The organism is Kribbella sp. NPDC043289, assembly GCF_056436705.1.
This window is the reverse complement of the sequence record NZ_JBWKCB010000001.1, coordinates 537,671-552,780: the sequence shown is the minus strand read 5'-3', so window position 1 is coordinate 552,780 and position 15,110 is coordinate 537,671. Positions and strand designations below refer to the sequence as shown.

General features: G+C 69.1%; 15 protein-coding genes. 4 read left to right on the top strand and 11 right to left on the bottom strand.

What is annotated here, in order from left to right; all coding sequences use genetic code 11:
• Positions 1-9: 9 nt before the first annotated feature.
• The 3 genes from aspS to AC0662_RS02565 are packed head-to-tail and all read right to left on the bottom strand — an operon-like array spanning position 10 to position 3,826.
• Positions 10-1,809, bottom strand: coding sequence for an aspartate--tRNA ligase (aspS, locus tag AC0662_RS02575; protein ID WP_452196081.1), 1,800 nt, complete (start codon positions 1,807-1,809; stop codon positions 10-12).
• On the bottom strand, positions 1,806-3,140 hold the full coding sequence (hisS, locus tag AC0662_RS02570) for a histidine--tRNA ligase (RefSeq protein ID WP_478298025.1): 1,335 nt from the start codon (positions 3,138-3,140) through the stop codon (positions 1,806-1,808). The genes aspS and hisS overlap by 4 nt, the downstream gene beginning before the upstream one ends.
• Positions 3,137-3,826 carry an MBL fold metallo-hydrolase gene (locus AC0662_RS02565; RefSeq protein WP_478298023.1) on the bottom strand — a complete coding sequence of 230 codons (690 nt, stop codon included), beginning with the start codon at positions 3,824-3,826 and terminating at the stop codon, positions 3,137-3,139. Before AC0662_RS02565 ends, hisS begins: the two co-directional genes overlap by 4 nt.
• A 235-nt stretch (positions 3,827-4,061) precedes the next feature.
• Here AC0662_RS02565 and AC0662_RS02560 point away from each other — a divergent pair, with 235 nt between their 5' ends.
• Positions 4,062-5,288 (top strand): DUF349 domain-containing protein, encoded by a 1,227-nt coding sequence (locus tag AC0662_RS02560; protein ID WP_452196078.1) that lies wholly within the window; start codon positions 4,062-4,064, stop codon positions 5,286-5,288.
• On the opposite strand, the gene AC0662_RS02555 is transcribed toward AC0662_RS02560, so the two are convergent.
• On the bottom strand, positions 5,285-5,878 hold the full coding sequence (locus AC0662_RS02555) for a TetR/AcrR family transcriptional regulator (protein ID WP_452196077.1): 594 nt from the start codon (positions 5,876-5,878) through the stop codon (positions 5,285-5,287). The two genes, AC0662_RS02560 and AC0662_RS02555, sit on opposite strands and share 4 nt — an antisense overlap.
• Positions 5,879-5,972: 94 nt before the next feature.
• Between AC0662_RS02555 and AC0662_RS02550 the strand changes: the two genes are divergently transcribed.
• Positions 5,973-6,713 (top strand): SDR family oxidoreductase, encoded by a 741-nt coding sequence (locus AC0662_RS02550; RefSeq protein ID WP_478298020.1) that lies wholly within the window; start codon positions 5,973-5,975, stop codon positions 6,711-6,713.
• 52 nt (positions 6,714-6,765) lie between these two features.
• Complete coding sequence (locus tag AC0662_RS02545) at positions 6,766-7,548, top strand: hypothetical protein (protein WP_478298018.1); 783 nt, start codon at positions 6,766-6,768, stop codon at positions 7,546-7,548.
• A gap of 33 nt (positions 7,549-7,581) precedes the next feature.
• On the opposite strand, the gene AC0662_RS02540 is transcribed toward AC0662_RS02545, so the two are convergent.
• The 4 genes from AC0662_RS02540 to AC0662_RS02525 are packed head-to-tail and all read right to left on the bottom strand — an operon-like array spanning position 7,582 to position 10,099.
• A complete protein-coding gene (locus AC0662_RS02540; RefSeq protein WP_478298016.1) occupies positions 7,582-8,196 on the bottom strand; it encodes a GrpB family protein in 615 nt (204 codons plus the stop codon).
• Between the two features lie 9 nt (positions 8,197-8,205).
• Positions 8,206-8,655 carry a hypothetical protein gene (locus tag AC0662_RS02535; RefSeq protein ID WP_478298014.1) on the bottom strand — a complete coding sequence of 150 codons (450 nt, stop codon included), beginning with the start codon at positions 8,653-8,655 and terminating at the stop codon, positions 8,206-8,208.
• 57 nt (positions 8,656-8,712) lie between these two features.
• Entirely contained in the window at positions 8,713-9,516 is an 804-nt protein-coding gene (locus tag AC0662_RS02530; protein WP_478298012.1) for a hypothetical protein, read from the bottom strand.
• 1 nt (position 9,517) lies between these two features.
• Positions 9,518-10,099 (bottom strand): papain-like cysteine protease family protein, encoded by a 582-nt coding sequence (locus AC0662_RS02525; RefSeq protein ID WP_452196071.1) that lies wholly within the window; start codon positions 10,097-10,099, stop codon positions 9,518-9,520.
• 179 nt (positions 10,100-10,278) lie between these two features.
• On the opposite strand from AC0662_RS02525, the gene AC0662_RS02520 reads away from it, so the two are divergent.
• A complete protein-coding gene (locus tag AC0662_RS02520) occupies positions 10,279-11,187 on the top strand; it encodes a hypothetical protein (RefSeq protein ID WP_452196070.1) in 909 nt (302 codons plus the stop codon).
• A 2-nt stretch (positions 11,188-11,189) separates the two neighbouring features.
• Here the strand turns inward: AC0662_RS02520 and AC0662_RS02515 are convergent, their stop codons facing one another.
• The 3 genes from AC0662_RS02515 to AC0662_RS02505 form a co-directional block, all read right to left on the bottom strand.
• Positions 11,190-11,903 (bottom strand): hypothetical protein, encoded by a 714-nt coding sequence (locus AC0662_RS02515; RefSeq protein ID WP_452196069.1) that lies wholly within the window; start codon positions 11,901-11,903, stop codon positions 11,190-11,192.
• 237 nt (positions 11,904-12,140) lie between these two features.
• On the bottom strand, positions 12,141-12,617 hold the full coding sequence (locus AC0662_RS02510) for a hypothetical protein (RefSeq protein ID WP_452196068.1): 477 nt from the start codon (positions 12,615-12,617) through the stop codon (positions 12,141-12,143).
• A complete protein-coding gene (locus tag AC0662_RS02505) occupies positions 12,617-14,980 on the bottom strand; it encodes a RelA/SpoT family protein (protein WP_452196067.1) in 2,364 nt (787 codons plus the stop codon). The genes AC0662_RS02510 and AC0662_RS02505 overlap by 1 nt, the downstream gene beginning before the upstream one ends.
• Positions 14,981-15,110: the final 130 nt, after the last annotated feature.

The window sequence follows — 15,110 nt, the reverse complement described above, 5'->3', positions numbered from 1 at the left end:
GCTCAACCCCTACTTGTCTTTGGACTTGTCCTTGGACTCGGACTTCTGCTCGGGCTTCGCGTCCACGCCGGCTTCCTTGCGCTGCTCGGGCGTGATCGGCGCCGGCGCCGCGGTCAGCGGGTCGAACCCGCCGCCGGACTTCGGGAACGCGATCACGTCGCGGATCGACTCCGTGCCGGCCAGCAGCGCGGTGATCCGGTCCCAGCCGAACGCGATCCCGCCGTGCGGCGGCGCGCCGAACTTGAACGCCTCCAGGAGGAACCCGAACTTCTCCGAAGCCTCCTCGTCGGTCAGGCCCATCACCTTGAAGACGCGCTTCTGCACGTCCTCGCGGTGGATACGGATCGAGCCACCACCGATCTCGTTGCCGTTGCAGACGATGTCGTACGCGTACGCCAGCGCCGACCCCGGGTCGGTGTCGAACGTCTCCAGCGAGTCCGGCTTCGGCGACGTGAAGGCATGGTGTACGGCGGTCCACGCGCCGGAACCGACCGCGACATCACCCGCGGCCGTCGCCTCGTCGGCCGGCTCGAACAGCGGCGCGTCCACGACCCACACGAACGACCACGCGGACTCGTCGATCAGACCGCCACGACGGCCGATCTCCAGCCGCGCCGCACCGAGCAGCGCCCGCGACGACTTCACCGGACCGGCGGCGAAGAAGATGCAGTCGCCCGGCTTCGCGCCGACGTGGTCGGCGAGGCCCGCGCGCTCCTCCTCGGACAGGTTCTTCGCGACCGGACCACCGAGCTCGCCGTCCTGACCGACCAGGACGTACGCGAGGCCCTTGGCGCCGCGCTGCTTGGCCCAGTCCTGCCACGCGTCCAGCTGCTTGCGCGGCTGGTCGGCGCCACCCGGCATCACCACGGCACCGACGTACGGCGCCTGGAAGACCCGGAACGGGGTGTTCTTGAAGTAGTCCGTGCACTCGACGAGCTCGAGGCCCATCCGCAGGTCGGGCTTGTCGGAGCCGAAGCGGGCCATCGCCTCGCCGTACGTCATCCGCGGGATCGGCGTCTGGACGTCGTACCCGACGAGCTTCCAGAGCGCGGCGAGGACCTCCTCGGCCAGCGCGATCACGTCGTCCTGGTCGACGAAGCTCATCTCGATGTCGAGCTGGGTGAACTCCGGCTGCCGGTCGGCGCGGAAGTCCTCGTCGCGGTAGCAGCGGGCGATCTGGTAGTAGCGCTCCATGCCGGCCACCATCAGCAGCTGCTTGAACAGCTGCGGCGACTGCGGCAGCGCGTACCAGCTGCCCGGCTGCAGGCGCGCCGGGACCAGGAAGTCGCGGGCGCCTTCCGGCGTCGACTTGGTCAGCGTCGGCGTCTCGATCTCGACGAAGTCGTGACCGGCCAGCACGTCGCGGGCCGCCTTGTTGACCTGGCTGCGCAGGCGGAGCGCGCTGCCCGGGCCCTGGCGGCGCAGGTCGAGGTACCGGTACTTGAGGCGGATCTCCTCGTTCACCGGCGTCGCGTGGTGCTCCTCGACCGGGAACGGCAGCGGGGCGGCCTCGTTCAGCACCTCGACCTCGGTCGCGATCACCTCGATCTCGCCGGTCGGCAGGTTCGGGTTCGCGTTGCCCTCGGGGCGCGGCGAGACCTCGCCGACGATCTTCAGGCAGTACTCCGAACGCAGGCCGTGCGCGGCGTCCTCGTCGCGGATCACGACCTGGACGGTGCCGGACGAGTCGCGCAGGTCGATGAACGCCACGCCGCCGTGATCGCGTCGCCGCGCCACCCAGCCCGCCAGGATCACGGTCTCGCCGGCGTCGGACGCGCGCAGCGAACCTGCGGAACGGTTACGGATCACGAGTTCTCCTTCGGAAGTGCTTCGATACTGGGACGGAGGTCTTCGGCCGGCGGCGTCCAGGTGGCGGCATCCGCGGGCACCTGCTCGCCGCTGCGGATGTCCTTCACCTCGGGCCCGTTCTCGGTGCTGAACCAGACGAACGGGATCCCCCGCCGGTCCGCGAACTTGATCTGCTTCCCGAACTTCGCGGCCGCCGGCGCCACCTCCACCGCAATCCCCCGCCCCCGCAGCTGGATCGCGGTCCGCATGGCCTCGGCCCGGTCGTCCTCGCTGTTCAACGCGACGAGCACAGCAGTCGGCGTACGACGGGACGCGGTGACCAGCCCCTTGCTGATCAACCGGTGCACCAGCCGCGAGACCCCGATCGAGATCCCGACACCCGGGTACGTCGTCTTGCCGTCGGACGCGAGCGAGTCGTACCGGCCGCCGGAGCAGATCGAACCGTAGCCCTCGTCACCGATCAGCTGCGTCTCGTAGACGGTGCCGGTGTAGTAGTCGAGGCCGCGGGCGATCTTCAGGTCGGCGACCAGCAGGCCGGGGGCGTGCTCGTTCGCGGCCGTCATGATCTGCGAGAGCCGCTCCAGGCCCTCATCGAGGATCTCGTGCTGGACGCCGAGCGCGCGGACCTGATCCGCGAACGACGCGTCCGTCGACGAGATCTCCGCCAGCCGCAGCACCTGCTTCGCGGTCTCCGCGGACAGGCCGGCCGCGGTCAGCAGCTCGGTCACCTTGTCGGCGCCGATCTTGTCCAGCTTGTCGACGATCCGGAGCGTGCCGGTGATGTCCTCGATGCCCAGGCCCCGGTAGAAACCCTCCGGGATCTGCCGGGTGTTCACCTGGATCCGGAACGGCGGGATCGGCAGCTTGCGGAACGCGTCCGCGATCACCAGGGGCAGCTCGACCTCGTAGTGGAACGGAAGCTCGCCGCTGTCGATGATGTCGATGTCTGCCTGGGTGAACTCGCGGTAGCGGCCTTCCTGCGGGCGTTCGCCGCGCCAGACCTTCTGGATCTGGTAGCGGCGGAACGGGAACACCAGCTTGCCGCTGTTCTCCAGGACGTAGCGCGCGAACGGCACGGTCAGGTCGAAGTGCAGACCGAGGGCCGCGTCCTCGTCGGCGCCGGCCGCGAGGCGGCGTACGCCGTAGATCTCCTTGTCGGCGTCCTCGCCCTGGTTGGACAGGCGCTCGACCGGCTCGACCGCGCGGGTTTCGATGGACGCGAAACCGTGCAGCTCGAAGGTCTCCCGGATCGTGTCGAGGAACTGCAACTCGACGATCCGGTCAGACGGCAAAAACTCGGGAAACCCGCTGAGTGGGGTCACCTTGCTCATAAGTTCTGTATCTCCAGGTCCTGCAAGTAGGGGTTGGTCGCCTTTTCCCGGCCGATCGATGTCTGGCCACCATGACCCGGCAGGACGACGATCTCGTCGCGCATCGGCAGGATCTTGGTGGCCAACGTATGCAGCATGGTCGGATGGTCGCCGCCCGGCAGATCCGTCCGGCCGATCGACCCGGCGAACAACACGTCACCGGAGAACAGCACCGCGGGCACGTCTTCCGGCCCGTCGTACGGCGTGGTGAACGTGACCGACCCCTGCGTGTGGCCCGGGGTGTGGTCGACGGTGAAACTCAGGCCCGCGAGCTCCAGGCCCTGCCCGTCCTTCAGCTCGGCGACGTCGTCCGGCTCGGCGAACTCGTGGTTGCCGCCGAGCAGCATCCGGGCCGTCTCGGGACTGATCCCGGCCATCGGGTCGGCGAGCAGGTGCCGGTCGTCCGGGTGGATCCAGGCGGTCGCGTCGTACGTCCCGCAGACCGGGAGGACCGAGAACATGTGGTCGATGTGACCGTGCGTGAGCAGCACGGCGACAGGTTTGAGCTTGTTCTCCCGGACCACTTCTTCGACACCCGGGGTGGCGTCCATGCCCGGATCGATCACGATGCACTCCGCGCCCTGGCCGGTGGCGACGACGTAGCAGTTCGTACCCCACGACCCCGCGGGGAACCCGGCGATGAGCACGACAAGCCTTCCTGGAACAGTTCGGGACCCACCAAGGCTACCGGTCCGGATCAGGTGAGTTCGCACCGGATTGTGACGCAACACCGTTGCGCCTGAGCTGGGAGTTTGTGATTGTTCAGGGATAAGCGTCGAGAAGGCAGCTCGACGCGCCCAGGGTTGGCCCTGTTCGGCGGTTGGACCGGGGACTGACCAGAATGGGCACGAGCGCAGTGCATACCGCCGGAAGGGGCGAGTTGTGGCCGGAGAGAACTGGGGCCGGGTAGCTGAGGACGGAACGGTCTTCGTACGGACGAAGGACGGTGAACGGGCGGTCGGCCAATGGCCGGACGCGAACCCAGAGGAGGCGCTCGCCTTCTACACCCGCCGGTACGACGCGCTGGCGTTCGAGGTGGATCTGCTGGAACAGCGGGTCCAGGCAGGCACGGTGTCTCCGGACGACGCCCGCGCCGCGGTCAAGAAGGTGTCCGGAACGATCGAAGAGGCGCAGGCGGTCGGCGACCTCGACGGCCTGATGACGCGGCTCGAAGCGCTCACCCCGCTCGTCGCCCAGCAGCGCGAGAAGCGCAAGGCCGAGCGCGCGGCGAAGGTCGAGGAGGCGCGCTCCGCCAAGACCAAGATCGCCACCGAGGCCGAGACCATCGCGGCCGGCACGGACTGGCGGCACGGCGTGACCCGGCTGCGCGAGCTGCTCGACGAGTGGAAGGCACTCCCCCGGCTCGACAAGTCCAGCGACGATGAGCTGTGGCACCGGTTCTCGTCCGCGCGGACGACGTACACGCGGCATCGTAAGCAGCACTTCGCGGAGCTGTCCTCCAAGCGTGAAGAGGCGGCCGTGGTGAAGGAGCGGCTCGCTGCCGAGGCGGAGACGCTGGCCGGCTCGAACGAGTGGGGTCCGACGTCCGGCCGCTTCCGGGACCTGATGCGGCAGTGGAAGGCCGCTGGGCCGGCACCGCGCGAGCTCGACGACAAGCTGTGGGCGCGGTTCCGCGCCGCGCAGGACCAGTTCTTCGGCGCGCGGGACGCCGTACAGGCCGAGGAGAACGCCGAGCAGGTCGAGAACCTGCAGGCGAAAGAGGCCCTGCTGGTCGAGATCGAGACCATCGTGCCGGTCGAGGACGCCCGCGTCGCGCGCGAGCAGCTCCGCGACTACCTGGACCGCTGGGACCAGATCGGCAAGGTCCCGCGGGACTCGATGCGCTCGATCGACAGCCGGCTGCGAGCGGTCGAGCAGGCCGTCAAGGCGGCCGAGGACGAGGTCTGGAACAAGAGCAACCCGGAGGCCCGCGCCCGCGCCGAGGCGACGGTGAAGCAACTGCAGTCCTTGATCGCCGACCTGGAGAAGCAGGCCGCGAAGTTCGAGTCCCAGGGCAACACCCGCAAGGCGACCGAGGCGCGCGAAGCCATCGCGGCCCGCCGCGAGTGGCTGACCCAGGCCCAGAACGCCCTCACCGACTTCAGCTAGCTGACGCCGGGTTCTGCCCGCACCGCCGGTTGGCGCGTACGGAGGCCGTCGATGATGACGGTCACGACGGTGTTGGCGCGCTGGTCCCATTCGGACTCCGGGATGCGGGACAGCGCGCCGAGCAGGAGGATGACGTCGGTTGCGTCCACCTCCTGGCGGATCTCACCCGCGGCCTTGCCGCGGTCCAGCAGTGTGCCCAGCGCCTCGTCCAGCCGGTCGTGTTGGTCGGAGTAGAGGTCTTGCCAGGCCGAGAGTTCGATCGCGGCCATCACGCCGCGTTTGACCCGGGCGTACGCGACGAGTCGCCGTAGCCAGCTAGTCAGCGCCTCCAGCGGCGGGTATTCGGCCGACAGCGGTGCCACGGCGTCGACCAGCTGGCCGAGTTCGTAGCGGTACACCTCCGCCAGCAGGTGCTCACGCGTCGGGAAGTGCCGATAGAGCGTGCCCTGCCCCACGCCGGCCGCCTTCGCGACCCCGTGCAGCTTCAGGTCGTCGGCCGCGCCGTTGGACTTGCTCAGTTCGGCGCGTGCGGCGTCGACGATGCGGCGACGATTGGCGACCGCGTCGGACCGGAGCTCACGAGCAGCCACAGATCCTGCCTCTCCTTGGGGAAGTGGACAAGTGTCCGGTACGTTGGACCTCAAGAACCGGACAACTGTCAGGTTAGATCAGGAGAGGTCTGCGATGAGCGAACTCGACAGCAAGGTCGTTGCCATCACCGGCGCCAGCAGCGGCATCGGCGCGGCCACCGTGACGGAACTCGCGCGCCGTGGAGCCGCCGTAGTACTCGGCGCTCGGCGTACCGATCGGCTCGACGCGATCGTGGGACAGATCCGTGCCGACGGTGGTCGCGCGGAGCTGCTGGAGGTCGACGTCACCAAGCGCAGCGACCTCGAGAAGCTGGTCGCGCTGGCAGTGGATCGCTTCGGTCGCCTCGACGTGCTGGTGAGCAACGCCGGTGTCGCCAGGATCGCGCCGATGGCGGACCTGGACGTCGACGACTGGGACACGATGATCGACGTCAACCTGCGCGGCGTGCTGCACGGTATCGCCGCCGCGCTGCCGGTGTTCCGTCGCCAGGGTCGCGGTCATCTCGTCACCACGGTGTCGACGTCGGGTCTCAAGATCGTGCCGACGCAGGCCGTGTACGCCGGCACCAAGAACGCCGTACGCACACTGCTCGAAGCACTGCGGCAGGAGTCGACGGACGGCGTACTGCGGACGACGTCGATCTCGCCCGGGTACGTGCGAACCGAGCTCGTCGACTACGTCGAAGACCCCGAGCAGCGCGCGCAGGCCCAGCAGGCGATGGCAGCCCTCGGTATCAGCCCCGAAGCGGTGGCCCGCGCGATCGCGTTCGCCATCGAGCAACCCGACGACGTCGAGATCGGCGACATCACGATCCGCCCCACCCGCCAAGCCTGACCCCTGTGGACAACTTCCGGCACTCACAAGCCGTTTCGGTCATCCTGTCCGGATGCTCCCAGCCGACTTCCCGTATTACTTCTGCGGCCTCCCCTTCCGCCCGTACCAAGTCCCCCGGAAACTCCGCTGGCTCCTTGCCCAGGGCGACATTCGCCCAGTCCTGAAGGGCGTGTACGTCGACGTTCGCGTGCCCGACTCGCCGCAGCTGCGGGCCGACGCGTTGCGTCTCGTCGTACCTCCCGAGGCCACGGTGTGCGGTCCTGCGGCCGGGTGGTTGCACGGCATCGACACGACGGCGCTGAGCCCTGAGCCCATTCGACCGCTCTGGACTTCTCTGGAACGGCCAACCACCGAGGTGGACGGCTTGAAGGTGACCACGCGAGAGGCCACGGCGGTCGAGCTCGCCAAGCACCTGCCCCGGCCGTTCGCGCTCTCGGCGATCGACGCACTGCTCCGGCACGGGATGCGGATCGACGACCTTCAGACTGCGTCAGCTGCGTACTTCGCGGCGGACAGCAACTCGCAGGCAGCCCAGCTCGTGCGCATCGCCGACGGTCGCGCAGCATCGCCAGGCGAGTCGTGGCTGCGACTGCGGCTCTTCGATGCCGGCTTCCCGCGCCCGGATCTCCAGGTTCGGGTCGAAGGCAACGGCCGCAGTTATCGGCTCGATCTTGGTTATCCCGATCGGGTGATCGACGGGCGGCGGCTGGGGCTCGAGTACTACAGCGACGCCTGGCATTCGTCGACGAAGCAACAGTTGCGGGACGAGACCCGGCGTACCGAGTTGGAAGGGCTCGGCTGGCACGTCATCTCGGTGCGCCGACCGGACCTGTGAGGCTCGTATCCGGCGTTGGAGCTCGCCGTCGGCTCAGTCCTGTGCCAACAGCCCCGTCTCCCCCGCCGCTGGTGACTGGGCTGGGACAGTCCAGCTGGTTCGGGTGGCCCAGTGTTCGGCGTTGGTCATGAGGAGTTCGGTGGCGGGGGCTTTGATCCGGCCGTAGTCGGCGAGGCCCGGGACGGATTGGGCCAGGCGTTGTTTGAAGGCGCCCCAGGTACGGCGGGCTTCGGTGTCGGCGCGGAGGTAGTCGCGGAAGAGGAGGGCGTAGCGGGCGTTGGGGCCGGTCGCGAGGCGGAGGTGGATGTTGGTGGCGCGTTCGCCGACGGGTGGGGCGAAGACGAGCTTGTCGCAGCGTTGGCCGAAGGAGATCTCGGAGCGGTTCCACGGTTCGGGGCGACACCGGAAGCCGACGGACTCCATGAGTTCGACGAGGTCCGGACCCAGGTCGGCGACGCGGACCTGAGCGTCGACGCAGTTCTTCGCGGGCAGGCCGGGGACGGAAGTCGAGCCGATGTGGTCGATGGCGAGCGCTCGGTCGCCGAGCGCCGCGCGCAGACGACGGGCGAGGTGGGTGAACTCGGACGGCCAATCAGGGTTGTAGTCGACGACGGCGACGGCAGGACCCAACTCATCCGGGAAAGGCATCCGACCATGCTAAGCAACCCCGATGCGCTGCTCTCGCCAACGGCGGAGTACGGCGAACAGCAGCGCCAGTTCGGCTGCTGCGGCGAGGAGGGTGCGGAGCCAGCGGCTTATCCAGGTCTCGGTCACCTCGGCGATCGCGATGCGCTCGGGGTGATCGGGCGTGTAGCGGATCTGGACCTGACGGCCGACGGTGGCGTCCTCCGCGCGGAACTGCGTGGTACGTGATGCGAGCCAGCGACCGCCCGGAAGCGTGTACGCGATCTCGATCCAGTGGGTTCCGCTTTTTCGGCTCGGGGCGTCAATCTTCACGACCTCGCCCTTCGTGGTCGGCGCATCGGCGGGTACGACGGGACGCCGTACCGCGGTCAGCACGAACGCTGCCAGGGCGACCGTGACGACGGCGAGGAGGACCAGGAGCAGGCGAAGGTCGACCAGCCGTCCGGTCCGGTTCTCGTCCATGGGAACCATGACGAGGGCCCGGCGGGGCAGCACGCCCTGACCCGCCGGGCCTCGGGGTCATCGGGCGGCGGACGTCCTCACGCGCCGCGCGATGACCATCAGGAGGGCGAGACCGGCGAGCGCACCGGCTGCTGCACCGATCGGCAGGATCGCTTCGTTGTACCAAGCCTTCGGCGCGGCCGGAACAGACTCGTTGTACCGCACACCGGTCGCCGGTACGCCGTCGTTGTATCCGCCGGCCGTGCCCAGCTCGTTGTACTGCGAGCCCGGCAGCTTGTCGGCGTACCGGTGCGAGACGAGCTCCTGGTAGGCGCCGACGGAGATGGGCTTGGCGCCGATCGACTTGACGGCGGAGGCGTTGAGCGGACGGACCTGGGTGGAGCTCAACGCGTACCACGCACCGACCTGAGGTTCGGTGAACACGACCGCACCGCGAGCGGCGGCAACCATCCGGGCCTCGGTGTTGCCGGAGGCCACGTTCACGGCCTGCCATCCGCCGTGGCCGTCCGGTGCGGTGAAGACGGTCAGGGCTTGACCAGCTCTGGTCGCGGACGTCGCGGCGTACCAGAACGTTGCCACCGGCGCCGACTTGTCGCGGACGAACGCGGGGTTCAGCGCGTAGATCGGGTGCGTGTCCTGCGCGACCGACGGGCCGGCCGCGGACTTCGCCGTACCGCCGGCTTTGCCGAGCAGGCTGAGGGCGCCGGACGAGTGTGCGGCGGTCGTTGCCTTGGACAACTCGGCAGGCGACACCGGCTGCGGCCCGGCCGCCCCGGCGGGACCGGCGGCGGCGAAGGCGAGACCGAGGCCGGCGGCGAGTACGGCGGCGACGCGGAGCAGGATGTTCTTCGGGCGGCGCATGTCAGGCTCCGATCCGGTACAGGGAGTGGGTCCAGGTGAACTGGGAGTTGGACCGGTACCAGGTGTACGTCGAGTAGTTGTAGCGCTGGTCGTCCGGCCACGGGTCGTAGTACTCGATCGTCGAGTCGGACGAGTCGTAGCCGATGATGTCCATCATGTGACCGCCGCCGGAGGTCCAGCCGATCCGCGTCATCACCGGCCGGCCGGCGGCGATCTCGCTGACCAGCGTGCTGAACGCGAGCGTCCCCGAGATGTAGCTGCCGGAGCTGATCCCGATCGTGCTGAAGGCGCGCTGGTCGTTCGCGAGCGTGGCCTGGTTGTTCGGGCAGCTGGCGTTCGTGCTGTAGCCGAAGGCCATGTTGCAGAACTGGTTCTGGGAGTACGAGCGGCCGTAGAAGGCGGCGATGCTGTTGCCGCTGGCCGCCCAGCACCAGTTCGTCTTCTGCTGGGCCTGGCCGGTGACGTTCAGGTAGTAGCTGGCGGGTGCGGCTGCGGCCGTCGGCGCGAGCGGGATCAGGGTGGCCAGTCCGAGAATCGTGGCCAGGAGCAACGACCAGGAGCGGCTGAGGCGGAGCCTGCGCATGTGTCCTCCTTCGAGGGAGTGGGCGGGGTCCATCGTCGGGACGCCGCCGGGGCGCGGCAAGAAGCCGGATCGGGGCCCTGGGCCCGGTGTGAACGACAGATCGGGCGTGAACAGCGGGTGACGAGGCAGTGTCAGACGGTGCTGTGAATGTTTACACTGCCCCAAAGGAGCGTGGAGCGATGGTCAGATCGGTCGAAGAATCGGTTCCTGCGGTGGCGCCGGACGCTCCGTTCGCGGAGGCGCTCCGGCATGCGATCGCCCGCCGCGGCCTCGCGCTCAACCGGATCCGTACCCATCTCGCCGACCGCGGACTGCACGTCGGTGTCGCGACGCTCAGCACCTGGCAGAGCGGCCGACGGGTCCCGCGCGAGGACTCACTGGCGACCGTCACCGCGCTCGAGGAGCTGCTGCAGGTGCCGCCGGGCTGGCTCACCGTCCGGATCCCACCGGCCCGGAGCGAGCCGAGTACGACGCCGCAGCCGTACGCCGTCGTCGACTATGCGGAAGCCTTGACCCGATTGCTCGATCGGCTCCGCCGCGATGCGCACGGGAGGCTCCGCAACGTCACCGTGCTCGAGGAGATCCACATCGGCGCGGACCGAAGCGCACAGCGCCGGCGGGTGATCCAGAGCGTGGTCGCCGTCCAACCGGTCGATCGGTTGATCATCGCCCATCAGGGCGAGCCGGGCTGCGACGCGGACCTGCTCACGCTGCGCGCGCTGAGCGGCTGCCGCGCCGGACGGGTGGCCCGCTCCCCCGAGGTCGGCGCGATGCTCGGTGAGTTGCTGCTCGATCGGGTGCTCGCGGTGGGTGAGACCGCCGTCGTGCGCTACGAGGTCGAGGACCGGTCCGGGCTGCCGTCGACGGACTACCAGCGGTTCAGCGAGTGGGGCGGGATGCACTACGTCCTCGAGGTGCAGTTCGACCGGTCCGCGCTGCCGGTCCGCGTCAGCGAGATCCGGCGCCGCCACACCGCCGGCCCGAACCTGGTGCAGCGCGAGCTGATGCTCACCCCCGACAGCCGGGTCCACGCCATCGAACCGTCCGCGGACCCGGGCACGGTCGGGATCGCCTGGGAGTGGGATTAGCGCTAGCTGTTGAAGCCGGCGTGGACGTGGTCGTGGTGGGTGCGGTCGGAGAAGAACGCCGTACCGGAGAGTTGGTAGGGGCCGCCGACGTTGTAGGAGCCCACGGCTTCGGCGGCGCGCATGTACGACGTGATCAGCGAGCGCGACGTGGACGGGGAGACGACCGGGTGGCCGTCGATCTCCCAGGTGTCGAAGGCGCGGCCGCGCGGGTGGTCGCTGGGGCGGTTCGTGCCGAACACGTACAGCGGGTGCCCGGAGCGGATGACGCTGATGCCGATGCGGTACGTCTTGGCCAGCTCGAGCATCGCGGCGAGGACGCTGTCGTGGACCTGACCGGAGCGGATGTCGGCGGCCGAAGCGGGCGGTAGGGCGATGCGCTCGCTGCTGAGCACTTGCCGAGCCGACGCGGACAGCTGGGAGGTCGGGTTGCCTGGCTGAGCTGGGTGGGTGGAGGTGACGCGCCACGTGCCGTTCGATTCGCTCAGCCGTACGTCGACCGTGGTGCCGCCGGTGACCACACGCCCGCTGGTGATCGTGTAGACGCGGCACGGGACCAGAACGCTGGCGGTGTCGGTCAGGATGCCGCCGTACTGGGCGTCGATCACGTCGACGGCCGTTCGGCTACCCCGCGGGGTCAGTAGGTCCACCACGGCGGCGACGGCGGCGCGCTTCGCCCCGGGCTCGATCTCACCCGCACCGGGCACCCACGACCGCACCGCCGGGAGCGCAACCGAAGGCGTGGTCGTTGACGGTGCCTTGGATGGGGTTGCGGATGGTGCTGTCGACGAGGGAGCGGGACTCGGCGGCGCCTTGGAGGACGGCGAGGTAGCTCCCCCGGCCGACGACCCGCTGCAGCCGGCAAGCGCACCCACCCCTGCGATCAGCAGCCCCCGACGTCCGAAACCACTCATACCCGCAGTCTGCCCGCCCGCCACAAACCCCGGCGCGAACTCTCAGGCACACAACCGGCAGTCGCGGTAATCGCCGACGAACAGCCCATGCCGCCCACACCGCTCGAACGCGCGCTCCGGCGGATGCTCGTCCCACATCCGCGCCACCTCGACCGCCTCACCCGGCGGCGTGTATCCCCGCACCACGTCGCCGTACTGCCGCAGGTGCGCCTCCGCGTACGGCGGCTCGTACGACAGCATCGCCCACCGGAACCCCGTCGCCGCCAGCGCGATCACCCGCAGCAGGAACTCCCGCTCCGCGATGAACTCCGCCGACCATGGCAGCTCGTCGAGATCGAAGTCGTCGTTGCCCATTCCGATCCGCGAGTTGCACAGCAGCAACGCGAACCGACGCTCGAAGTCGGACCGCGCCAGCTCACACGCCGCCAACGCCAGTACGTCGAGGAACACGTCGGTACCGCCGTTGGAGAGGAACAGCCGGTCGCGGTCGTCCTGCCCGCGACCGAAGCTGCTCCCCACTACTGCGTGACGCGGTAGACGTCGAAGACGCCCTCGACGGAACGGACCGCCTTGAGGACGTGGCCGAGGTGCGTCGGATCGCCCATCTCGAAGGTGAACCGGGACTTCGCGATCCGGTCGCGGGTCGTCGTCAACGCCGCGGACAGGATGTTCACGTGGTAGTCCGACAACACCCGGGTGATGTCCGAGAGCAGGCGGGCCCGGTCCAACGCCTCGACCTGGATGGCGACCAGGAAGACGGACTGGGCGGTCGGCGCCCACTCGACCTCGACGATGCGCTCCGGCTGGGTCTTCAGGTTCTCCACGTTCGCGCAGTCCGCCCGGTGCACCGAGACGCCCGCGCCGCGGGTGACCCAGCCGATGATCTCGTCGCCCGGCACCGGCGTACAACACCGGGCCAGCTTCGAGAGCACGTCGGTCGCGCCCTTGACGATGACACCGGCGTCGCCGCGCGCGGTCCGCTTCCGGCGCTCGCGCGTCTGCGGCAACCGCAGGCCCTCGGCGAGGTCTTCGGCCGCGCCTTCCTCACCGCCGTACGTCTCGATGAGACGCCGTACGACGGCTTGCGCGCTGACGTGACTCTCGCCGACCGCGGCGTACAGACCCGTGACATCGGGGTAGCGCAGTGAGTTGGCGACCGCGGTCAGGGTCTCGTGCGAGAGCAGGCGCTGCAGCGGCAGGCCCTCCTTGCGGAGCTGCTTCGCGATCGCGTCCTTGCCGTGCTCGATGGCCTCGTCGCGGCGCTCCTTCGAGAACCAGTGCTTGATCTTGTTCCGCGCTCGCGGGCTCTTGACGAAGGTCAGCCAGTCCCGCGACGGGCCGGCGCCCTGCGCCTTCGAGGTGAAGACCTCGACGACGTCACCGTTCTCGAGCGTGCTCTCCAGCGGCACCAGGCGGCCGTTGACGCGGGCACCGATACAGCGGTGTCCGACCTCGGTGTGGATCGCATACGCGAAGTCGACCGGGGACGAACCGGTCGGCAGCGACATCACGTCACCGCGCGGGGTGAAGACGTAGACCTCGGAGTTGTTGATCTCGAACCGCAGCGAGTCGAGGAACTCCGACGGGTCGGAGGTCTCGCGCTGCCAGTCGACCAGCTGCCGCACCCACGGCATGTCGTTCGGCCCACCGATCTCGGAACTCGGCGTGGCGGGAGCGGCGGTGGTCGGGTCTTCCTTGTACTTCCAGTGCGCGGCGATGCCGTACTCCGCGCGGCGGTGCATCGCGAACGAGCGGATCTGCAGCTCGACCGGCTTGCCCTGCGGACCGATCACCGTGGTGTGCAGCGACTGGTACATGTTGAACTTCGGCATCGCGATGTAGTCCTTGAACCGGCCGGGGACCGGGTTCCACCGCGCGTGCAGGATGCCGAGCGCCGCGTAGCAGTCGCGGACCGACTCGACCAGGACCCGGATGCCGACCAGGTCGTAGATGTCGCCGAACTCGCGGCCGCGGACGATCATCTTCTGGTAGATCGAGTAGTAGTGCTTCGGCCGGCCGGTGACCGTCGCCTTGATCTTCGAGGCGCGCAGGTCCTCGTGGACCTGGTCGATCACGGACGCCAGGTACTCGTCGCGGGACGGTGCGCGCTCGGCGACCAGCCGGACGATCTCGTCGTACACCTTCGGGTGCAGGGTCGAGAACGACAGGTCCTCGAGCTCCCACTTGATCGTGTTCATACCCAGCCGGTGCGCCAGCGGGGCGTAGATCTCCAGCGTCTCGCGGGCGATCCGCTCCTGCTTCTCCTGCCGCAGCGAACCGAGCGTACGCATGTTGTGCAGCCGGTCGGACAGCTTGATCACCAGGACCCGGATGTCCTTCGACATCGCGACCACCATCTTGCGGATGGTCTCGGCCTGCGCTGACTCGCCGTACCGCACCTTGTCGAGCTTGGTGACGCCGTCGACCAGCATGGCGATCTCTTCGCCGAAGTCGCGGGTCAGCTCTTCCACCGTGTACGGCGTGTCCTCGACGGTGTCGTGGAGCAGCGCGGCGCACAGCGTGGTCGCGGTCATACCGAGCTCGGCGAGGATCGTCGCGACGGCGAGCGGATGCGTGATGTACGCGTCACCGCTCTTGCGCATCTGACCTGTGTGGTACCGCTCGGCGGTCCGGTAGGCACGCTCGATCATCGCGAGGTCGGCCTTCGGGTGCGTCGCGCGGACGACCCGGAACAGCGGCTCGAGCATCGGCGCCCGGTTCGGGTGCCGGGTGCCGCCGAGGCGGGCCAGACGGGCGCGGACCCGGGCCGGCGCGATCCGTGGCGGCTGGGCTGCGGGCGTCGGCGACACCGGAGCCGGCCGCACCGGTGACGGCGCGCGCGGAGGCTCCTGCGGTACGGCGTTCGGCGCCGCAGATGTCATCGCCGGGTCTTCGCCCACGTTTGTGTCCCTCCGCCGACAGAGCACCAGTCTAGAGGGCCTTGCCCAACGAGGCAGACCCACCTGTGGACAACACGCCGGGTCACCTGAAGGTCACGGCCTGTACGACGAA